Raw genomic sequence first — 18,355 nt, 5'->3', positions numbered from 1 at the left:
TCCCCGACTCCCCCCTTGAAGGGGACTTCGCCGCGTACGCGCCGGGCGGTCACGCGTGACTCTCCGCATCCGGCGGCGGTGTCACCGGGAGCCGTACCGTCATCGTCGTACCGCTGTCCGGTGGGCTGGCTACGGTCAGCCGGCCACCGATCGCCTCGACGCGGTCGATGAGCCCGATCAGCCCCGAGCCTTTGTCCGGCTCCGCTCCCCCGACGCCGTCGTCGCGGACGATCAGCTCCAGGACACCCCGCTGGTCCTCGGCCGCCACGGTCACCACGCTCGCGCGCGCGTGCTTGACGGCGTTGGTCAGGCACTCCGAGATGACGTAGTACGCGGCCACCTCGACCTGTTCCGGGAAGCGGGCGGTGGAGAGCCGCAGGTCGAGTTCGACGAGTATGGCGCAGCGGCGGGCGAGGGCGCGCAGGGCGGGGCCGAGGCCGCCCTTGGAGAGCACGGCCGGGTGGATGCCCCGGGCCACCTGGAGGAGGTCCTGGAAGGTGTCGTCGAGGCCCTTTCCCAGGTGGGCCAGTTGCCGGGCCAGTTCCGACGAGGGGTCCTCGACCAGGGACTCCGCCATCCGCAGCTCCAGTTGGAGGGAGACCAGGCGCTGCTGGACACCGTCGTGCAGGTCGCGTTCGATACGGCGCCGGGAGGCGTCCCCGGCGGCCACGACACGCGCGCGTGAGGCTCTCAGTTGATCGCGGCTGTCGGCGTTGGCGATGGCGGTGGCGATCAGTTCGGTGAAGTCGGCGAGCCGGGATTCGGTGCCCTCGGGCAGCGGGTCCAGGAGCGAGGCCGCGACGACGACTCCCCACAGTCGGCCCTCGACGACGATGGGCGCGCCCACGGCGGTGCCGAGCCGTGCCGCGGACCGGGTGCGGGCCACTTCGTGGATCACCTGAGCCGCCGCTTCACGCCGTACCAGGCGGGCGTCCTCCGCGCTCGGGTCGACGTCGGCGTGTGCGATACCGAGGAGCTTGTTGGCGCCGTCGGTTTCGTAGCGCAGTACGGCCGCGGCCGTGCTCAGCAGGGACCCCACTTCCTCCGCCACCTTGGCGAACACCTCGGACGGCGGCACCCCGCGCGCGACCGCGGTGGCGACCCGGCGCAGCGCGGTCTGTTCGAGGGCGGCCCGGCGGCTCTCGGTGACGTCGCGGGCGGCGGCGTAGATGAGGCCTTCCTCGGGGACCGGCCGTGCGCTCCACTGCAACCAGCACTCCGTGCCGTCCGCGCGGATGTACCGGTTCACGAACTCGGCGACCTCGGCGCCGCCCGCCAGCCGCTCTATGGACTCCCGGGTGCGGTCCCGGTCGTCGTCGTGGACGAACTCGATGAACGGCCGGGCGATCAGCGTCTCGCTCGCATACCCCAGGGTGCGTTCGAAGGCCGGGTTGACGCGCTTGAAGTAGCCGTCGAGGCCGCTGATGCACAGCAGGTCCAGGGAGAGGTTGAAGATGCCCTCCAGCTCCTGTTCGGCCCGTCTGCGGCGCCCGTGGGCGGCGGCGAAGGAGTCCATGGTGCCGTTCATGCCGCCCAGCAGCTGGGCCCAGGTGCCGTCGAAGGAGTCGACGTCGGCCCGGTGTTCGAGCTGGTTGGCGTCGATCGCCGTGTTCATGGCCCGGATCTGCTCGGCCAGCCGTTCGGTGGTCACCCGCAGCTCACGGAAGGTGTCGGCGACGTCCCCGAGTTCGTCGCGTCCCGTGTAGCGGATGTCGTAGGAGAGGTCGCCGTCCGACAGGGCCCGGGCGCCGGCGGCGACCTGCCCGAGGGGGCGGGTGATCGAGCGGCGCAGGGCGAGCGCGAGGAGGGTGACGAGGAACAGGACGGCCAGGGAGACGCCCAGTTCGGTGGAGGCCCGCGTCCGGGTGGCGCTCAGCTCGCGGTCGGCGGTGACGGCGAGTTCACGCTCGGCCCGCTCCTGGATGCCGCGCAGATCGTCGACGTAGTTCTCGGAGTCGGCCAGCCAGCGGTCGTACGAGGGCCAGTCGGCGGGCCGGGGGTCGGCGGCGGCGAGCATGTCGCGGACCTTGCGTACGGCGCGTCCGGGGCCCTGGAAGACGACGCGATCCAGCGTGGCCCGCAGCTCCGGGGACGTGGTCTGCCGGAAGGCCTGCAGCTGGGAGTCCTCCACTTCGGTCCAGCGGCCGGCGGCGGTGGGGCGTTCACCGGCTGGGGCATCGAACAGAATGGCGAGTTCGGCCTGTTCCCGTTCGGCGGCGGCGATGGCCCGCAGCAGCACGACGTGGGCGTCGGCCGCACGGCCCGCGGCCCTGGTCGGGCGCCCGGACTCCAGGGTGGCGACGGTGTCGATCAGATCGGTCTCGATGCCCTTGTACCTCCTGGCCACGTCCGGCGCCTCCAGCGAGGTGGTGCCCGTCTCGACGCGCAGCGCGTGCAGTTGTCGGCGCTTGGCGTCGAGGACACCGGCGACGTCGGCCACCGGCCGGTCGACGGCGTGCCCGAAGGCCCGTCGCAGCGCGCTGTCGGTGGCCTGCTGGGCTTCGGAGCGCTCGCGTGACGTGCCCGGTCCGGGGCGCAGCCGGGCCCGTACGGCCGCGATCCGCTCGTGTGCGACGGCGTCGGAGACCTCTCCGGTCGCGAACGACACCTCGATCGCGTCGTCGAAGTCGCGCAGGGTCCGCGCCTCCTCCCACTGGGTCACGGCGGCGAGGGCCGTGAACACCAGCAGGCAGGTGACCGGCAGCAGGACGAGCAGCATCAGCTTGGGGCCGACGCGGAGGCGGGACACGAACGGCATGGTGCCCTGTCTTCGGGGGCGCGGGCCCGGGAGGCGGCTTCCCGAGGGGTCGTCGTTCGCGTCCACGTGTCCCGCCCTTGCCCGACTCTGCGGTGTCGGCCCACGGTATCGGGAGGGCCGACGGCCCCTCGTGGACCGGTGTGCGCAGCCTCTTCAGCATGCCGTCGAACTCGCGGACGGTCCAGGCGTCTTCAGTGAAGGCGTCTTCGCCGCGGCGGCCTCAGTACAGGCGTTTTCGCTGCGGGTCTTCGCCGGCGGCGCCTCGGTTCACGGCTCGCTCTGCGGGTAGCCGTCGTGGGCGGCCAGGTCCTTGTCGATGTCCTCGACGGCCTGGTCCAGGGTCTTCTTCGCGGGGGCCCCGGCGAAGACGACCTCGGCGACCGCGCGGGCGAAGGCCTGGGTGACCGCCGGGTACGCGGGGGTCTGCGGCCGGGGCCGGGCGACGCCGCGCAACTGCTCGATGAACAACCGCTCCGGGCCGTCCTCGTCGTACGGTGCCGACCTCTTCACGGCCCTCTCGGTCGCCGGGATCGCGCCGTTCGCCTCGCTCATCCTGAGCACCTGCTCCGGCTGCAACAGGTACTCCAGGAAGCGCCACACCGCGTCGCCGTCGGCCGCGCCCGAGGGGATGCCCCACTGCCAGGACCCCATGCCGGTGACGGTGCCGGTGCCGAAGTCGGGCAGCGGCACGAGCACGATGTCGCCCCGGTGTGCTTCGCTGTACTCGACGTACTTCCAGTGGCCCATCCAGGAGATGGGGCTGCGGCCCTTCACGAACGCGCTCTCGTCCTTGCCCCGGTCGACGTACCCCTCCTCCACCCAGCTCTGCATGGTGGTGAGCGCGCCGACTGTCTTCGGGCCGTTGAGGAAGCCGTCGGCCGTGCGGAACTCCTCGGGGTCGATGAGGTCGCCGCCCGCCGACCAGACGGCCGGGGCGAAGGCGTAGGTGTTCCACTCGTCGGCGAGCTTCGAGTCGTGGAAGTTCAGGTCCAGCGGCGCCTCGTAGCCCTCGGCGCGGAGCTCGCGCAGGATGTCCGTCAGCTCGTCGGCGGTCCAGGCGTCCTCGATGCCCTCGGGGATACGGACACCCGCCTCCCTGAGCACCGACGGCCGTACGTACAGGCCGAGCCCGGAGTCGAAGGTGCCGACGCCCCACAACCGCCGGTCGTACGTGCCCTGCTCCCTGATCGAGGGGAGCAGATCGTCGCGGACCTTCGCGGGTACGCAGGAGTCGATCGGCCTGAGCTTGCCGGACCAGGCGTAGCTGTAGAGGTTCGGGCCGTCGAAGTCGAGGAGGTCCGGCAGGTCGCCGCTGGCCGCCGCGGAGAGGACGAGTTCGGTGTACGGGCGCTGCTCGGGCAGGGTGACCAGTTCGACCCGTACCTGCCGCTGGGCCTTGTTGAACTCCTCGACCTGGCCGCGCAGGGTGCTCTGCTCACCGCTCTGGCCCGCGTGGAACCACATCGTGATGTGGGCGGTGCCCTCGATCCGGCCGTCGCAGGTCGTGTCACCCGCCGCCTTCTCCCCCTCGCCCCGCCCGTCCTCGTCACCGGCGCTGCACCCCGCCAGCAGCAAGGCGGCCGCCGACATCCCCGACAGCAGGGCACGGCGGAACCGGCGTCTGCCGGCGCCCCCACGCGGTGTCTTCATCGCGCACCCCCACTCGACCGGACGACCCGGCCCCCAGAGCAGCGACATGCTACTGCTCGTGGCGCATTCGATTCCCTGGGTGAACACGAACCGATCGATTCGGCAAAGGACTTCAGCACATTCAGCACATCCCGGCTGGCGGGAATCCTGCCCGGGCGACACTTTCCCGCTAGCCGGAATGTGTGCCCACCAGCGCGTTGGGAGGCTGTCAGCATGTCCATGCGCTGTCTCATCGTCGATGACAGTGCCCGGTTCCTGGAGGTCGCCCGCACGCTGCTCGAACGCGACGGGATCCGTGTCGTGGGCGTGGCCTCCACGGGCGCGCAGGCGCTCGCGCGGACCGTGGAACTGGCCCCGGACCTCGTCCTGCTGGACATCGATCTGGGCGGCGAGAGCGGACTGGAGCTCGCGCCGCGGCTCGCGCGTACCGCCTCCTCCGTCATCATCCTGACCTCCACACACCCGCTGGACGACATCCAGGAACTCGTCGCCGCCAGCCCCGCCCGCGGCTTCCTCCACAAGTCGAAGCTCTCCGGACAGGCCCTGCGCGACCTGCTGGGGCCCGATTCCGGGTCCCCGGCGACTTGAGGATCTTGAGGGTGGTGTCCGGCCATGTCACGCGCCAGGTGTTGTCGGGACTTGGTCAACACGCTTCAATGCGGGGGAACTCGGGGACAGGAACGCCGTCGTACGGATGTGAAGACATCCGGCAGGTCCGGGAGGCCCGGGAGCCCCGCGCGTCCACCGGACGCCCCGATCGGCCCGCGCGGTCCGACCAGCCGTCGCGCACATCTCACAGAAAGGCCCCTGCATGCGGCACGTCATAGAGCACACGGACGTCGCGGCGGTCGCCGACGTCCCGGATGTCACGGACGTCGCCACGGCGGGAGTCGCCACGGCGGAGGTGGCCACGGCAGGAGTCGCGACCGCCGAGTTGGAGTCGGTCCTGCGGGGCGGCCCCTTCCATGTCGCGCTGCGCGCCGCGATCGCCGCGCGCGGGCTGCCGCTGCAGCGCGTGCAGCACCACTTGTCGCGCTACGGGGTCAAGGTCGGTGTCACCAGCCTGAGTTACTGGCAGCAGGGCGCCCGGCGTCCACAGCGCCCCGAGTCGCTGCGCGCGGTGCGAGCCCTGGAGGAGATCCTCCAGCTCCCGGACGAGTCGCTGATCCGACTGCTCGCCCAGGCCGACGAGCACGCCGGGCCGGAACGCCCCGCCGGCCGCTCGTACCGGGCCGTGGTGGAGGCCTCCGGTGTCCTGGAACGGCTCCTCGGCGAGTTGGAGGTGCCGCTCGACAGCGGGGTGCACACCGTCGGCCATCACGAGCGGGTACGGGTCGGCGCGTGCCGGGAGCTGCTGGGCCGCGAGTCCCAGCACATCGTGCGCGCCCACAAGGACGGCGTGGACCGCTATGTGGCCGTCCACCACGGCGATCCGGGCTGCGCACCGGAGCGGATGGCGGTCCGCGCCCTGGAGAACTGCCGCAGGGGGCGGGTGCGCTGGGACCACGACACCGGGGTCCTCGTCGCCGAACTCCTCTTCGACACACGGCTGCACAGCGGCGACACGTTCCTCTTCCGCTACGGCTTCGACGACGGCACCGCCGGCGTCTGCACCGAGTACGTCCGCGGCTTCCGCACCGCCGGCGGCCAGTACGCCCTCCAGGTGCGCTTCGACGAACGGGCCCTGCCGGTCCGCTGCCACCGCTTCACCCAGCACTCGCCCGCGGCCCCCCGCAGCGGCCGCCAGTCCCTCACCCTGAGCCGACTGCACCGCTCGGTACACCTCGTCGAGCCACGGGTACGGACGGGGATCGTGGGGATCGGGTGGGACTGGGAGTGAGGGGTTGGGGCAGCTGAGGGTGGGGCCCCGGGGAGCGGGGCGGCTGCCTCGGTGGAGGCCGGCCCTCGCGGTGCGCAAGCGTTTGGGATACCTTCCGGCCGAGAGTCTTGAGAAAGGATCCGTGCCGTGATCGTCGTCGCCGGTGAAGCCCTGATCGATCTGGTCCCCCGGGGCGCGGGCGCGCTCGTGGACCTGCGGCCGGCCCGCGGTGGCGGCCCCTACAACACCGCGATCGCGCTCGGCCGCCTCGGCTCCCCCACCGCCTTCTGCTCCCGGGTGTCGTACGACGTCTATGGCGAGGCCCTACTGGACGCGTTGCGCGAGGCGAACGTCGACGTGGCGTCCGTGCAGCGCGGCCCCGAGCCGACGACCCTCGCCCTGGCCTCGATCGGCGAGGACGGCTCGGCCCGGTACTCCTTCTACGTCGAGGGCAGCGCCGACCGGCTGTTCGAGGCCCCCGACCGGCTCCCCGACGGCACCCGGGCCGTGTCGTTCGGCACCTGCTCGCTCGTCCTGGAACCGGGCGCGAGCGCCTACGAGGAGCTGATGCACCGCACCGCCGCCCAGGGCGTGTTCACCGCCCTCGACCCGAACATCCGGCCGGGGTTGATCCCCGACGCGGACGCCTACCGGGCCCGGTTCAAGAGCTGGCTGCCCTCGGTGTCGTTGCTCAAGCTCTCCGAGGAGGACGCGGAGTGGCTGGGCGGCACCCCGAGCCAGTGGCTGTCCTCCGGCCCTTCGGCCGTGGTGATCACCCACGGCGCAGACGGCCTGACCGCCCACACCCGCGACGGCGCGGAACACTCCGTGCCGGGCGAGAAGATCGACGTCGTGGACACCATCGGCGCCGGCGACACGGTGAACGCGGCCCTCCTCCACGGCCTCTCCACCCGCGACGCCCTCTCCCCGACCGCACTCGCCGCCCTGACCCCGGCCGACTGGACCCGCCTCCTGCGCTTCGCCGCCCGCGCCGCCGCGGTCACCTGCTCCCGCGCGGGCGCGGAACCGCCGTACGCGTCGGAGGTGGGCGAGGTCTAGGCCCGGACTTCGCAGGTCACCCGATCGTGAAGATCAAGCGGTCGTAGCTGATCGCCAGCCGATCGGAACCGCAGCGGCGATAACTGTCCCGGTCCGGCCCGGTCGAGATTGGACGCGGTGGGGCCGCTGCGGAGAACCTTTCCGGCGACCTGCGAAGTGCGGGTCCAGGGGACCGCGCGTCGGGCCGCAGCAACAATTGGCGGCTCCGTCCCACGGTCCCGCAACGACACGCCGTAAACGAGGCGGGTCCGTGAGACTGAGCTGCCAATTGCCGAACGAGTGCCGAGCGCCTGCGGGATGCGCCCACACCGTTCCCGCAGGGCACCGTTCCGTCCTCGTCAGGCTTTGCGAGCCCGCGTGGTCGTCTTCTTCGTGACCGTGGCCGCCTTCTTGGTCGCCGTGTTGTTGACAGCCTTGTTCGTACGGGCCGTCGCCGTCTTCTTGGCCGTCGACTTGGCGGCGACCGTCCTCTTGGCCGGGGCCTTCATCGGGGCCGCGTCGCTGATGCGCTCGGCAGCGAGAATCTCCCGCAAGAACTTACCGGTGTGGCTGGCCGGAACCCCGGCGACCTGCTCCGGCGTGCCCTCCGCGATGACGAGGCCGCCGCCGGCGCCGCCCTCGGGGCCCATGTCGACGACCCAGTCGGCGGTCTTGATGACGTCGAGGTTGTGCTCGATGACGATGACCGTGTTGCCCTTGTCGACGAGGCCGGACAGGACCTTGAGGAGCTTGCTGATGTCCTCGAAGTGCAGGCCGGTGGTCGGCTCGTCCAGGACGTAGACCGTGCGGCCGGTGGAGCGCTTCTGCAGTTCGCTGGCGAGCTTCACGCGCTGGGCCTCGCCGCCGGACAGGGTGGTCGCGGCCTGGCCCAGCCGGACGTAGCCGAGACCGACGTCCTTGAGCGTGTTGAGGTGACGGGCGATCGCGGGAACGGCCTCGAAGAACTCCGTGGCCTCCTCGATCGGCATGTTCAGCACATCGGCGATGGACTTGCCCTTGTAGTGGACCTCCAGGGTCTCCCGGTTGTACCGGGCACCGTGGCAGACCTCGCACGGGACGTAGACGTCCGGGAGGAAGTTCATCTCGATCTTGATGGTGCCGTCGCCCGCGCAGTTCTCGCAGCGGCCGCCCTTGACGTTGAAGGAGAAACGGCCGGGCAGATAGCCGCGGACCTTCGCCTCGGTGGTCTCGGCGAACAGCTTGCGGACGTGGTCGAAGACGCCGGTGTACGTCGCCGGGTTGGACCGGGGGGTGCGGCCGATGGGCGACTGGTCGACGTGGACGACCTTGTCGACGAGGTCGTCGCCGTCCACGCGCGTGTGCCGCCCGGGTACGTTCCTCGCGCCGTTCAGCTCGCGGGCCAGGTGCGTGTACAGGATGTCGTTGACCAGCGTGGACTTGCCAGAGCCGGACACGCCGGTGACGGCCGTGAAGATGCCCAGCGGGAAGGACACGTCGATGTCCTGGAGGTTGTTCTCCCGGGCGCCGTGCACCGTGAGCTGCCGGGTCGGGTCGAGCGGGCGGCGGATGTCCGGCAGCGGGATGGCCTTCTTGCCCGACAGGTACTGCCCGGTCTGTGACTCGGCGTTGTCGAGCAGCTCCTTCAGGGAGCCGCTGTGCACGACCTTGCCGCCGTGCTCGCCCGCGCCGGGGCCGATGTCGACGATCCAGTCGGCCATCTTGATGGTGTCCTCGTCGTGCTCGACGACGATGAGCGTGTTGCCCATGTCGCGCAGCCGCACCAGGGTCTCGATGAGCCGGTGGTTGTCGCGCTGGTGCAGACCGATGGAGGGCTCGTCCAGCACGTACAGGACGCCGACGAGGCCGGAGCCGATCTGGGTGGCCAGGCGGATGCGCTGCGCCTCGCCGCCGGAGAGCGTGCCGGCCGCGCGGTTGAGCGAGAGGTAGTCCAGGCCGACGTCGACGAGGAACCGCAGCCGCTCGTTGACCTCCTTCAGGACGCGCTCGGCGATCTTCTTGTCGCGGGCGTTGAGTTTCAGCTCGCCCAGGAAATCCGCGCAGTCGCTGATGGACATGGCGGAGACCTCGGCGATCGACTTCTCCATGATCGTGACCGCGAGGACGATCGGCTTCAGACGCGTGCCCTGGCAGGTGGGACAGGGCACCTCGCGCATATAGCCCTCGAAGCGCTCACGGCTGGCGTCGCTCTCGGCCTCGCTGTGCCTCCGCTTCACGAAGGTCACCGCGCCCTCGAAGCCCGTGGTGTACACGCGCTCGCGCCCGTACCGGTTGCGGTACCGGACCTCGATCTGCGTCTTGTGGCCGTACAGCAGGGCCTTCTTCGCGCGCTGCGGCAGACCGGCGAAGGGGATGTCGGTCCGGAATCCCAACGCGTCGGCCAGAGCACCGATGAGGCGGCCGAAGTAGTCCTTGGTGTGTCCGTGCGACCAGGGGTGGATGGCGCCCTCGTCGAGCGACTTGTCCTCGTCCGGGACGATCAGCTCGGGGTCGACCTCCATGCGCGTACCGATGCCCGTGCACTCGGGGCAGGCGCCGAAGGGTGAGTTGAACGAGAAGGAGCGGGGCTCCAGCTCCTCGAAGGACAGGTCGTCGTACGGGCAGTACAGGTGCTCCGAGTACATGCGCTCGCGCTCGGGGTCGTCCTCAGGGAGGTCGACGAAGTCGAGCACGACCATGCCGCCGGAGAGGCCGAGGGCGGTCTCCACGGAGTCGGTCAGGCGGCGCTTCGCGGAGTCCTTCACCGTGAGGCGGTCGACGACCACCTCGATGGTGTGCTTCTCCTGCTTCTTCAGCGTGGGCGGATTGGAAAGCTGAACGGTCTCGCCGTCGACCCGCGCACGGCTGTAACCCTTGGTCTGGAGGTCGGCGAAGAGGTCGACGAACTCGCCCTTGCGCTCGCGCACCAGCGGGGAGAGCACCTGGAAGCGGCTGCCCTCCGGCAGCTCCAGCACCCGGTCGACGATGGCCTGCGGCGACTGGCGCGAGATCGGGCGGGAGCACTCGGGACAGTGCGGCTTGCCGATGCGCGCGAAGAGCAGCCGCAGGTAGTCGTAGACCTCGGTGATCGTGCCGACCGTGGAGCGCGGGTTGCGCGAGGTCGACTTCTGGTCGATGGAGACCGCCGGGGACAGTCCCTCGATGAAGTCGACGTCCGGCTTGTCCATCTGCCCGAGGAACTGCCGGGCGTAGGAGGAGAGCGACTCGACGTACCGGCGCTGCCCTTCGGCGAAGATGGTGTCGAAGGCCAGCGAGGACTTGCCCGACCCCGACAGGCCCGTGAAGACGATGAGCGAATCACGCGGCAGGTCGAGCGAGACGTTCTTCAGGTTGTGCTCGCGCGCGCCACGGACGATGAGACGGTCGGCCACGCCGGTCCGCACCTTTCTTGAGTGAAGTGAGCAGGAGCGGAGCCCCCGGTCCTTCACAGACTAGGGGGAGCCACTGACAGCGCCGGTCCTGTTTCCCCGTTCCACAACAATCCCGGGCCTTCCAGCATGCCCGACGCAGGACTCGACCATATAGCACGTGCATTCGATTTTGGGCCGCGGTCCGCCACCTTCACCCGAAGGGGTGGCGGGGCTAGGGTCGGCGTCATGATGGATCACGCACGTGACCTGGCCTCTGTACGCGAAGCGACCGACCGGCTCCTCACCGCAGCCGCCAAGCTGGACAACGCCGCCGTCGCCGAGCCGTCACGGCTGCCCGGCTGGACTCGTGGCCACGTCCTCGCCCACCTCGCCCGCAACGCGGACGCCCTCGTGAACGTCCTCGAAGGGCGCCCCATGTACGTCTCCGAGGGGGCCCGGGACGCCGACATCGAGCGCGACGCGCCAAGGCCCCTGGAGGTGCAGCTCGCCGACGTACGCCAGAGCGCGAACCGCTTCCAGGACGCCGCGTCCGTCTCGGCGGACTGGTCCCGCGTCGTCGAGCTGCGCAACGGGGTCACGGATTCCGCGTCCCGAGTGCCGTTCCGGCGCTGGATCGAGGTGGAGATCCATCACGTGGACCTCGGGATCGGGTACGAGCTGGAGGATTTGCCGGAGGAGTTCATGCAGCGCGAGATCAACTTCCTGACCGAGCGGTTCCGCGACCACCCAGGTGTCCCCACACTGGTGATCAAGCAGGACGACGGGCGCCTGATCCCCACCGGAGCCGTCAGGTCCGTCCCCCCGGAACAGATCGAAAGCGGCCATCACCTCACGGTCAGCGGCAGCCGGGCCGACCTCCTCGGCTGGCTCGCCGGCCGACGCGACGGCTCCGCCCTGCGGGTCGACGGAGGCACACTCCCGGCACTACCCCCGCTATAGGCTGATAGCCATGACGTACAGCGGAGCAGTGAAGGTCGGCGGCCCTGCGGATGTGCACGAGCTGCGGGACCTGATGATCTCCAAGGTCGCGGTCGGCCCGATGGACAACAACGCCTATCTGCTGCGCTGCCGGGCCACCGACGAGCAGCTGCTGATCGACGCGGCGAACGACGCCGGCACGCTGCTCACGCTGATCGGGGACGACGGGATCGCGTCCGTCGTCACCACGCATCAGCACGGCGACCACTGGCAGGCGCTCGCCGAGGTGGTGGCGGCCACGGGCGCCCGTACGTACGCGGGCCGGGACGACGCCGAGGGCATCCCGGTGGCGACCGACGTACTGGTCGACGACGGGGACACGATCCGGGTGGGTCGCGTGGAGCTCACCGCGCGCCATCTGGTGGGACACACGCCGGGTTCGATCGCCCTGGTCTACGACGACCCGCACGGCCATCCCCATGTGTTCACCGGTGACTGCCTCTTCCCCGGCGGCGTGGGCAACACCCGTAAGGATCCGAAGGCCTTCGCGAGTCTGATCCACGACGTGGAGACGAAGATCTTCGACGTGCTCCCCGACGAGACGTGGGTCTACCCGGGCCACGGCAACGACACGACACTCGGCGCGGAGCGCCCGCAGCTGCCGGAGTGGCACGCGCGGGGCTGGTGAACTCCCCGGTCTCGTACGGCAGTTGGTGCGGCCTACGGGAGGGGCGTGCGGGTCGTCCGCACGCGCCCCGTGTGAATCGAACACACGCGCCGGTGTCACGCACGCGCTCCCGGCGTGCGCCCTGGCGTAGTCCACTGGTGGTAGGTCCGCACGGGATGACGGCTCCTGTGTGGATGGGCCGCCGGCCTCCCAATCCCCGCCCTCGGCCGGCGGCCCCGCCCGTGTTCCGCTGCGAGCCCACTCTGCGCACCTGCTGCCGCACGCGTTCTCCGGGTCTCCTGTCGAGCGTTCACGTAACTGCAACACGTGTTCCCAATATGCGGACAGTTGCCGACGTGACCTCGACAAACGGGATGTCGCGCTGTCAATCTCACGCCATGCGTCTTGCCCTCCGAGCCCCACGTCGTCCGCGCCGTGCCGCGTCCGCCGCCACCGTCGCCCTGCTCGCCTCCGTCGCGGTGGGCTGCGCTCCGCAGCCGGAGGGGGACGCTTCCGGCTCTGCCTCCGGCTCCGCGTCCGGGGCATCCTGCGCCAAGGGCGAGTTGAGCACGGAGGCCGCCGGGAAGCTGACGATAGCCACCGACTCCCCGGCGTACGAGCCGTGGTTCAAGGACGACGACCCCAAGAACGGCGAGGGCTTCGAGTCGGCGGTCGCGTACGCCGTGGCCGATGAGCTCGGCTACGACAAGGCGGACGTCGTCTGGCAGACCGTGCCCTTCAACAAGGCCTTCGCGCCGGGTGCGAAGACCTTCGACTTCGACATCAACCAGGTGTCGATCAGCAACGAGCGCAAGAAGGCCGTGGACTTCTCGTCGGGCTACTACGACGTGCGCCAGGCCGTCATCGCGCTGAAGGACTCCAAGGCCGCGAAGGCGACTAGCATCGCGGACCTCAAGAGCCTGCACCTGGGCGCCCAGGTCGGCACCACGAGCCTGAACTACATCAATGACGTGGTGAAGCCGACCCAGGAGGCCGCCGCGTACGCGAAGAACGACCAGGCCAAGTCCGCGCTCCAGAACGGCCAGATCGACGCGATCGTCGTCGACCTGCCGACCGCCTTCTACATCGCCTCGGCCGAGGTGACGGACGCGAAGATCGTCGGGCAGTTCGAGAACCAGGGCGGTACGCCGGAGCAGTTCGGTCTCGTCCTCGACAAGGGCAGCGCCCTGACGTCCTGTGTGACGGCCGCCGTCGACGCTCTGCGCGAGGACGGCACGCTGGCGAAGATCGAGCAGGAGTGGCTCTCCGACGCCGTCGACGCCCCGGTGCTCAAGTGAAGGTCGTGAAGCAGGAGTCGGGCCCGGAGGACGCGGACGACAAGGGCGACATGCCCCGCGCGGACGACGGTTACGTCCCCTCCCAGCGGCGCCTCGACCGGGAGCTCTACAAGCGTGCCCGGGCCCGCCGCGCCACCGGTATCGCCGCCCTGTCGACCCTGGTCACCGCTGCCGTTCTCTATCTCGTCGTCGTCAACGCGCCCGGCTGGCCGCGCACCAAGGAGACGTTCTTCAGCGCGGAGTACGCGCGCGAGGCGTTCCCCAAGGTCCTCGAAGGGCTCTGGCTCAACGTCCGGCTGCTGCTGGTGTGCGGCGTCGCCGTGCTCGTCCTCGGCATGCTGATCGCCGTCGCACGGACCCTGCGCGGCCCGGTCTTCTTCCCGCTGCGGGCGCTGGCCGCCGCGTACACCGACTTCTTCCGCGGGCTGCCGCTGATCATCAACTTGATGATCGTGGTACTGGGTGTCCCGGCGCTCAGGCTCCAGGGCGTGACCGTCGACCCGGTACTGCTCGGCGGCACCGCGCTGACGCTGACGTACTCCGCGTACGTCGCCGAGGTGTTCCGCGCCGGCATCGAGTCCGTGCACCCCTCGCAGCGCGCGGCGGCACGCTCGCTGGGCCTCACCAACCGACAGGCGCTGCGGCACGTCGTGCTCCCCCAGGCGGTACGCCGTCAGGTGCCGCCGCTGTTGAACGACCTGGTGTCCCTCCAGAAGGACACCGGGCTCGTGTCGATCGGCGGCGCGATCGACGCCGTGAGGGCCGCCGACATCATCGTCGGCCGCAGCCTCAACTACACGCCGTACATCGTCGCGGGACTGGTGTTCGTGGCGCTGACCATTCCGATGACCCGCCTCACGGACTGGGTGACGGCACGGATGGACCGTCAGCGGGCCCAGGGAGGGACCATATGAGCGACGCACCGGTGCTGCGGATGGAGTCCGTCCGCAAGACCTTCGGCGGGTCGGTCGTCCTGCGGGACGTCGACCTGGAGGTCGCCCCGCACACCGTGACGGCGCTGATCGGAGCCTCCGGGTCCGGCAAGTCGACGCTGCTGCGCTGCGCCAACCTCCTGGAGGACATCGACGACGGGGCGATCTGGCTGGACGGCGAGGAGATCACCGATCCGCGCGTCGACCAGGACGCGGTACGGCGCCGTATCGGCGTGGTGTTCCAGGCGTACAACCTCTTCCCGCACATGACGGTCCTGGACAACATCACCCTCGCCCCGCGCCGCGTGCACGGGGTGGGCCGCGCGGAGGCGGAGCAGCGGGCCCGTGAGCTGCTCGACCGGCTGGGGCTCGCCGCCAAGGCGGACGCGTACCCGGACCGGCTGAGCGGCGGCCAGCAGCAACGGGTCGCGATCGTCCGCGCGTTGGCCGTACGGCCCCGGCTGCTGCTCCTCGACGAGATCACCGCCGCGCTGGACCCGGAGCTCGTGGGCGAGGTCCTCACCGTCGTCCGGGATCTGAAGGACGAGGGCATGACCATGGTGCTCGCCACGCACGAGATGGGCTTCGCGCGTGACGTCGCCGACCAGGTGTGCTTTCTGGACGGTGGGGTGGTGCTGGAGCGCGGGACCGCCGAGGAGATCTTCGGCGATCCGCAGCAGGAGCGCACACAGCGGTTCCTGCGGCGGATCGTGGAGGCGGGCCGACTGTGAGGAACGGGAACTCAGAGGCAGGCCGCCGGTAAGGGGCACGCTCCTCGACAACGGGGCTTACGCCTCCGTCTTCCCCGTCCCCGCCAGCGCCGCGACCCGCTCCACGCCGAACACATAACCCTGCACCCCGCACCCGGCGATGACACCGTCGGCGCGCAGCGAGACGTAGGAGTGGTGCCGGAAGGTCTCGCGCTTGTGGATGTTGGAGATGTGGACCTCCAGCACGGGCAGGTCGTCGCAGGTGTTTAGGGCGTCCAGGATCGCGACGGAGGTGTGCGAGTAGGCACCGGGGTTGATGACGATCCCGCAGTGGCCCAGGCGTGCCTCGTGGATCCAGTCGACCAGTTCGCCCTCGTGGTTGGACTGCCGGAAGTCCACCGTGCCGCCGTGCGCGGCCGCCGCCTTGGCGCACATGGCCTCGACGTCGGCGAGCGTGTCGGAGCCGTAGATCTCGGGCTGCCGCTGGCCCAGGAGGTTCAGGTTGGGCCCGTTGAGGATCATGATCGGGGCGTTGGCGAGGGTGCGGGGCACGGTTCCTCCGGTCCGTTCGGGGTGGGCGGCCCATCGGGACCGCTGCTCGCACCCGGTTTATCACGGTGAAACGGCAGTGCGAGAAGCCATAACCTCCCCGCATGACCATGCCCTCGTACCCTCCGAAGCCCTCACCCGGCCACCGCGTAGCCGTCATCTCCCCCTCGGCCGGTCTGCCCGAACTGTTCCCGCGGCCCTATGAACTGGGCCTGGAGCGGCTGGGTGCGGAGTACGGCCTCGAACCGGTCGAGTACCCGACGACGCGGAAGATGGGCACGACGCCCCAGGAGCGGGCCGACGACGTCCACGCGGCCTTCGCCGACCCGGACGTCAAGGCCGTGTTCTCCACGATCGGCGGCGACGACCAGATCACCGTACTGCCGCTGCTCGACCGAGAGTTGCTGCGAGCCAACCCCAAGCCGTTCTTCGGCGTGAGCGACAACACCAACCTGCTGGCGTTCCTGTACAACGCCGGCGTCGTCGGCTACCACGGCGGGACGGTGATGACCACGCTGGGCAGGCCTGGGGCCATGAACCCGGTGTCCGCCCAGTCCCTGCGCGCGGCGCTGTTCGCCTCGGGGCCGTACGAGTTGCGGCCCGCCGAGCGCTTCAACGACATCGAGCGCGACTGGGCCGACCCGGCGACCTTCGACGCGGAGCCGGAGTCCCGGCCCGGCACCGGATGGACCTGGGTGAACGCCGACCGCGTGGTGGAGGGACGCGGTTGGGGCGGTTGTCTGGAGATCCTGGGCTGGCTGCTGATGGCCGACCGCGAGATACCGCGTGACCTGTCCGTCTTCGACGGAGGGGTGCTCTTCCTGGAGACCTCGGAGGAACTGCCGCGCGCCGAGGAGGTCTTCCGCACCCTGCGGAACATGGGTGAGCGCGGGCTGCTCCGGCGCTTCTCCGCCTTGCTGATGGGCCGCCCCAAGACGTGGTCCTTCGAGCAGCGCAATACGCCCGAGGAAGCGGCGCGTTACGCGGAGGAACAGCGCGAGGCCGTACTGCGCGCCATGCGGGCGTACGCCCCCGACACCACGATCGTCTTCGATGTGGATCTCGGCCACACCGATCCCCAAGTCGTCATCCCCTATGGGGGTGTGATCCGTGTGGACGGTCCCGCCCGGCGCATCACCATGACCTACTGAGCCGCACGGATGCCTCCCGAGACACATTGATGCCTCCTGAGACATATTGACGTCGAACGCGCCTCCGCACGCCCCCGTAACCCTTGGTCACCGTGGGTAGTTGACGCGGCATGCACCCCGCACGCACCGTCAAACCGCCCTCTATGCCGCGCCTCGCGGCCGCCTCGCTCGCGGGGACGGCCATCGAGTTCTACGACTTCTTCGTCTACGGGACGGCGGCGGCCCTCGTCCTGGGGCCGCTGTTCTTTCCGACGTTCTCGCCGCTGGCGGGAACCCTCGCGGCGTTCGCGACCTTCGGGGTCGGGTTCGTGGCGAGACCGTTGGGCTCGGTGCTGTTCGGGCACATCGGGGACCGGCACGGGCGGCGGCCGGTCCTCGTCGCCTCACTGCTGCTGACCGGCGGCGCGACCGTGGCCGTGGGCTGCGTCCCCACGTTCGACTCGATCGGCGTGACCGCTCCCTTCCTCCTCCTCGGCTTGCGTTTCCTGCAGGGGCTCGGACTCGGCGGGGAGTGGGGCGGCGCCGTGCTGCTGACGGCGGAGCACGCGCCGGCCGAGCGGCGCGGCTTGTGGTCGAGCTTCCCGCAGGTCGGGCCCGCGGTGGGGTTCCTGTTGGCCAACGGCGTGATGCTGGCGCTGTCGGCGGGCCTGACGGAGGCACAGTTCGTCACATGGGGGTGGCGAGTGCCGTTCTGGGCGGCGGGGGTGCTGGCCGTGGCGGGGCTGTGGCCGCGGTCGTCACTCACGGAGAGCCCGCGGTTCCTCGAGATCGACGACCATGCGCGCGTGCCGCTCGCCGAGGTGGTGCGCGACCACTGGCGACTCGTCCTGCTGACCGCCGGGGCGCTCTCGATCGGGTACGCGGTGTTCTACACGGTGACGACCTGGTCCCTCTCGTACGCGACCGAGCGGCTCGGGGTGAGCCGTACCGTCATGCTGATCTGCATCATGGGCGCCGTGGTGGTGAAGGGCGCCGTCACACCGCTGGCGGCGGTGCTCGGCGACCGCTACGGGCGGCGCCCGATGTGCCTGGTGGGCTGTACCGCCACTGTGCTGTGGATGTTCCCCATGGTCGCGTTGCTGTCGACCGGTGAGCCCCTGCTGATGTTCCTCGGCTTCCTGGTGGCGATGCTCGCTTTCATCACGATGTTCGCCGTCATCGCCGCGTACCTTCCGGAGCTGTACGAGCCCCGAGTGCGCTGCACGGGCGCCGCGGTGGGCTACAACCTCGGCGGGGTGCTCGGCGGCGCCCTCACCCCGATCGTGGCCACCGCGGTGGCGCAGGGCGGTCGGGTGCCCTGGGGCGTGGGCGCCTATCTGACCGGGATCGCGCTGCTGAGCCTGGGCTGCTTCGCGCTGCTGCCGGAGACACGTCCGGTACCGGCGGCGACAGCCGGGGCGGCGGAGGCCACCGCGGGGTGAGCGACGGCTGCTACGGATGCACCGCCGACTCCGGGTCCGCCTCGAACAGCACGAGGTGGACCCGGAGTGTGGT

General features: G+C 70.3%; 14 protein-coding genes. 10 read left to right on the top strand and 4 right to left on the bottom strand.

Features of this window, described 5'->3' with window-relative positions; all coding sequences use genetic code 11:
• Positions 1 to 49: 49 nt before the first annotated feature.
• Together F3T56_RS01495 and F3T56_RS01490 are read right to left on the bottom strand one after the other, a co-directional pair.
• A complete protein-coding gene (locus F3T56_RS01495) occupies positions 50 to 2,758 on the bottom strand; it encodes a PAS domain S-box protein (RefSeq protein WP_149822795.1) in 2,709 nt (902 codons plus the stop codon).
• A 267-nt stretch (positions 2,759 to 3,025) separates the two neighbouring features.
• Complete coding sequence (locus F3T56_RS01490; RefSeq protein ID WP_149822794.1) at positions 3,026 to 4,456, bottom strand: sugar ABC transporter substrate-binding protein; 1,431 nt, start codon at positions 4,454 to 4,456, stop codon at positions 3,026 to 3,028.
• Between the two features lie 165 nt (positions 4,457 to 4,621).
• On the opposite strand from F3T56_RS01490, the gene F3T56_RS01485 reads away from it, so the two are divergent.
• From F3T56_RS01485 to F3T56_RS01475, 3 genes are all read left to right on the top strand, one after another.
• Positions 4,622 to 4,996: a response regulator gene (locus F3T56_RS01485; RefSeq protein WP_149822793.1), complete on the top strand. Its 375-nt coding sequence runs from the start codon at positions 4,622 to 4,624 to the stop codon at positions 4,994 to 4,996.
• Between the two features lie 223 nt (positions 4,997 to 5,219).
• The gene (locus tag F3T56_RS01480) at positions 5,220 to 6,248 is read left to right on the top strand and encodes a hypothetical protein (RefSeq protein WP_149822792.1); all 1,029 of its coding nucleotides are present in this window, start codon (positions 5,220 to 5,222) and stop codon (positions 6,246 to 6,248) included.
• A 126-nt stretch (positions 6,249 to 6,374) separates the two neighbouring features.
• The gene (locus F3T56_RS01475) at positions 6,375 to 7,286 is read left to right on the top strand and encodes a carbohydrate kinase family protein (RefSeq protein ID WP_149822791.1); all 912 of its coding nucleotides are present in this window, start codon (positions 6,375 to 6,377) and stop codon (positions 7,284 to 7,286) included.
• Positions 7,287 to 7,624: 338 nt separating this feature from the next.
• Here F3T56_RS01475 and uvrA read toward each other — a convergent pair whose 3' ends face one another.
• Positions 7,625 to 10,636, bottom strand: a complete 3,012-nt coding sequence (uvrA, locus tag F3T56_RS01470; RefSeq protein WP_149822790.1) for an excinuclease ABC subunit UvrA — start codon at positions 10,634 to 10,636, stop codon at positions 7,625 to 7,627.
• Positions 10,637 to 10,861: 225 nt separating this feature from the next.
• Between uvrA and F3T56_RS01465 the strand changes: the two genes are divergently transcribed.
• The 5 genes from F3T56_RS01465 to F3T56_RS01445 all read left to right on the top strand — a co-directional run bounded on the left by F3T56_RS01465 (position 10,862) and on the right by F3T56_RS01445 (position 15,182).
• Positions 10,862 to 11,575 (top strand): maleylpyruvate isomerase family mycothiol-dependent enzyme, encoded by a 714-nt coding sequence (locus F3T56_RS01465; RefSeq protein WP_149822789.1) that lies wholly within the window; start codon positions 10,862 to 10,864, stop codon positions 11,573 to 11,575.
• Between the two features lie 10 nt (positions 11,576 to 11,585).
• Entirely contained in the window at positions 11,586 to 12,242 is a 657-nt protein-coding gene (locus F3T56_RS01460) for an MBL fold metallo-hydrolase (RefSeq protein WP_149822788.1), read from the top strand.
• A 377-nt stretch (positions 12,243 to 12,619) separates the two neighbouring features.
• The gene (locus F3T56_RS01455) at positions 12,620 to 13,519 is read left to right on the top strand and encodes an ABC transporter substrate-binding protein (protein WP_149822787.1); all 900 of its coding nucleotides are present in this window, start codon (positions 12,620 to 12,622) and stop codon (positions 13,517 to 13,519) included.
• A complete protein-coding gene (locus F3T56_RS01450) occupies positions 13,516 to 14,433 on the top strand; it encodes an amino acid ABC transporter permease (RefSeq protein WP_149822786.1) in 918 nt (305 codons plus the stop codon). The genes F3T56_RS01455 and F3T56_RS01450 overlap by 4 nt, the downstream gene beginning before the upstream one ends.
• Positions 14,430 to 15,182: an amino acid ABC transporter ATP-binding protein gene (locus tag F3T56_RS01445; RefSeq protein WP_149822785.1), complete on the top strand. Its 753-nt coding sequence runs from the start codon at positions 14,430 to 14,432 to the stop codon at positions 15,180 to 15,182. Before F3T56_RS01450 ends, F3T56_RS01445 begins: the two co-directional genes overlap by 4 nt.
• A gap of 57 nt (positions 15,183 to 15,239) precedes the next feature.
• On the opposite strand, the gene aroQ is transcribed toward F3T56_RS01445, so the two are convergent.
• On the bottom strand, positions 15,240 to 15,713 hold the full coding sequence (gene aroQ, locus F3T56_RS01440; RefSeq protein ID WP_149822784.1) for a type II 3-dehydroquinate dehydratase: 474 nt from the start codon (positions 15,711 to 15,713) through the stop codon (positions 15,240 to 15,242).
• A 101-nt stretch (positions 15,714 to 15,814) separates the two neighbouring features.
• Between aroQ and F3T56_RS01435 the strand changes: the two genes are divergently transcribed.
• Together F3T56_RS01435 and F3T56_RS01430 are read left to right on the top strand one after the other, a co-directional pair.
• Positions 15,815 to 16,861, top strand: coding sequence for a S66 family peptidase (locus tag F3T56_RS01435; RefSeq protein WP_149822783.1), 1,047 nt, complete (start codon positions 15,815 to 15,817; stop codon positions 16,859 to 16,861).
• 143 nt (positions 16,862 to 17,004) lie between these two features.
• Positions 17,005 to 18,282 (top strand): MFS transporter, encoded by a 1,278-nt coding sequence (locus tag F3T56_RS01430; protein ID WP_149822782.1) that lies wholly within the window; start codon positions 17,005 to 17,007, stop codon positions 18,280 to 18,282.
• Positions 18,283 to 18,355: the final 73 nt, after the last annotated feature.

Origin of the sequence: Streptomyces tailanensis (assembly GCF_008386495.1) — a bacterium.
GTDB classification, from domain to species: Bacteria; Actinomycetota; Actinomycetes; order Streptomycetales; family Streptomycetaceae; genus Streptomyces; species Streptomyces tailanensis.
This window is presented reverse-complemented; position numbering and strand designations above follow the sequence as displayed.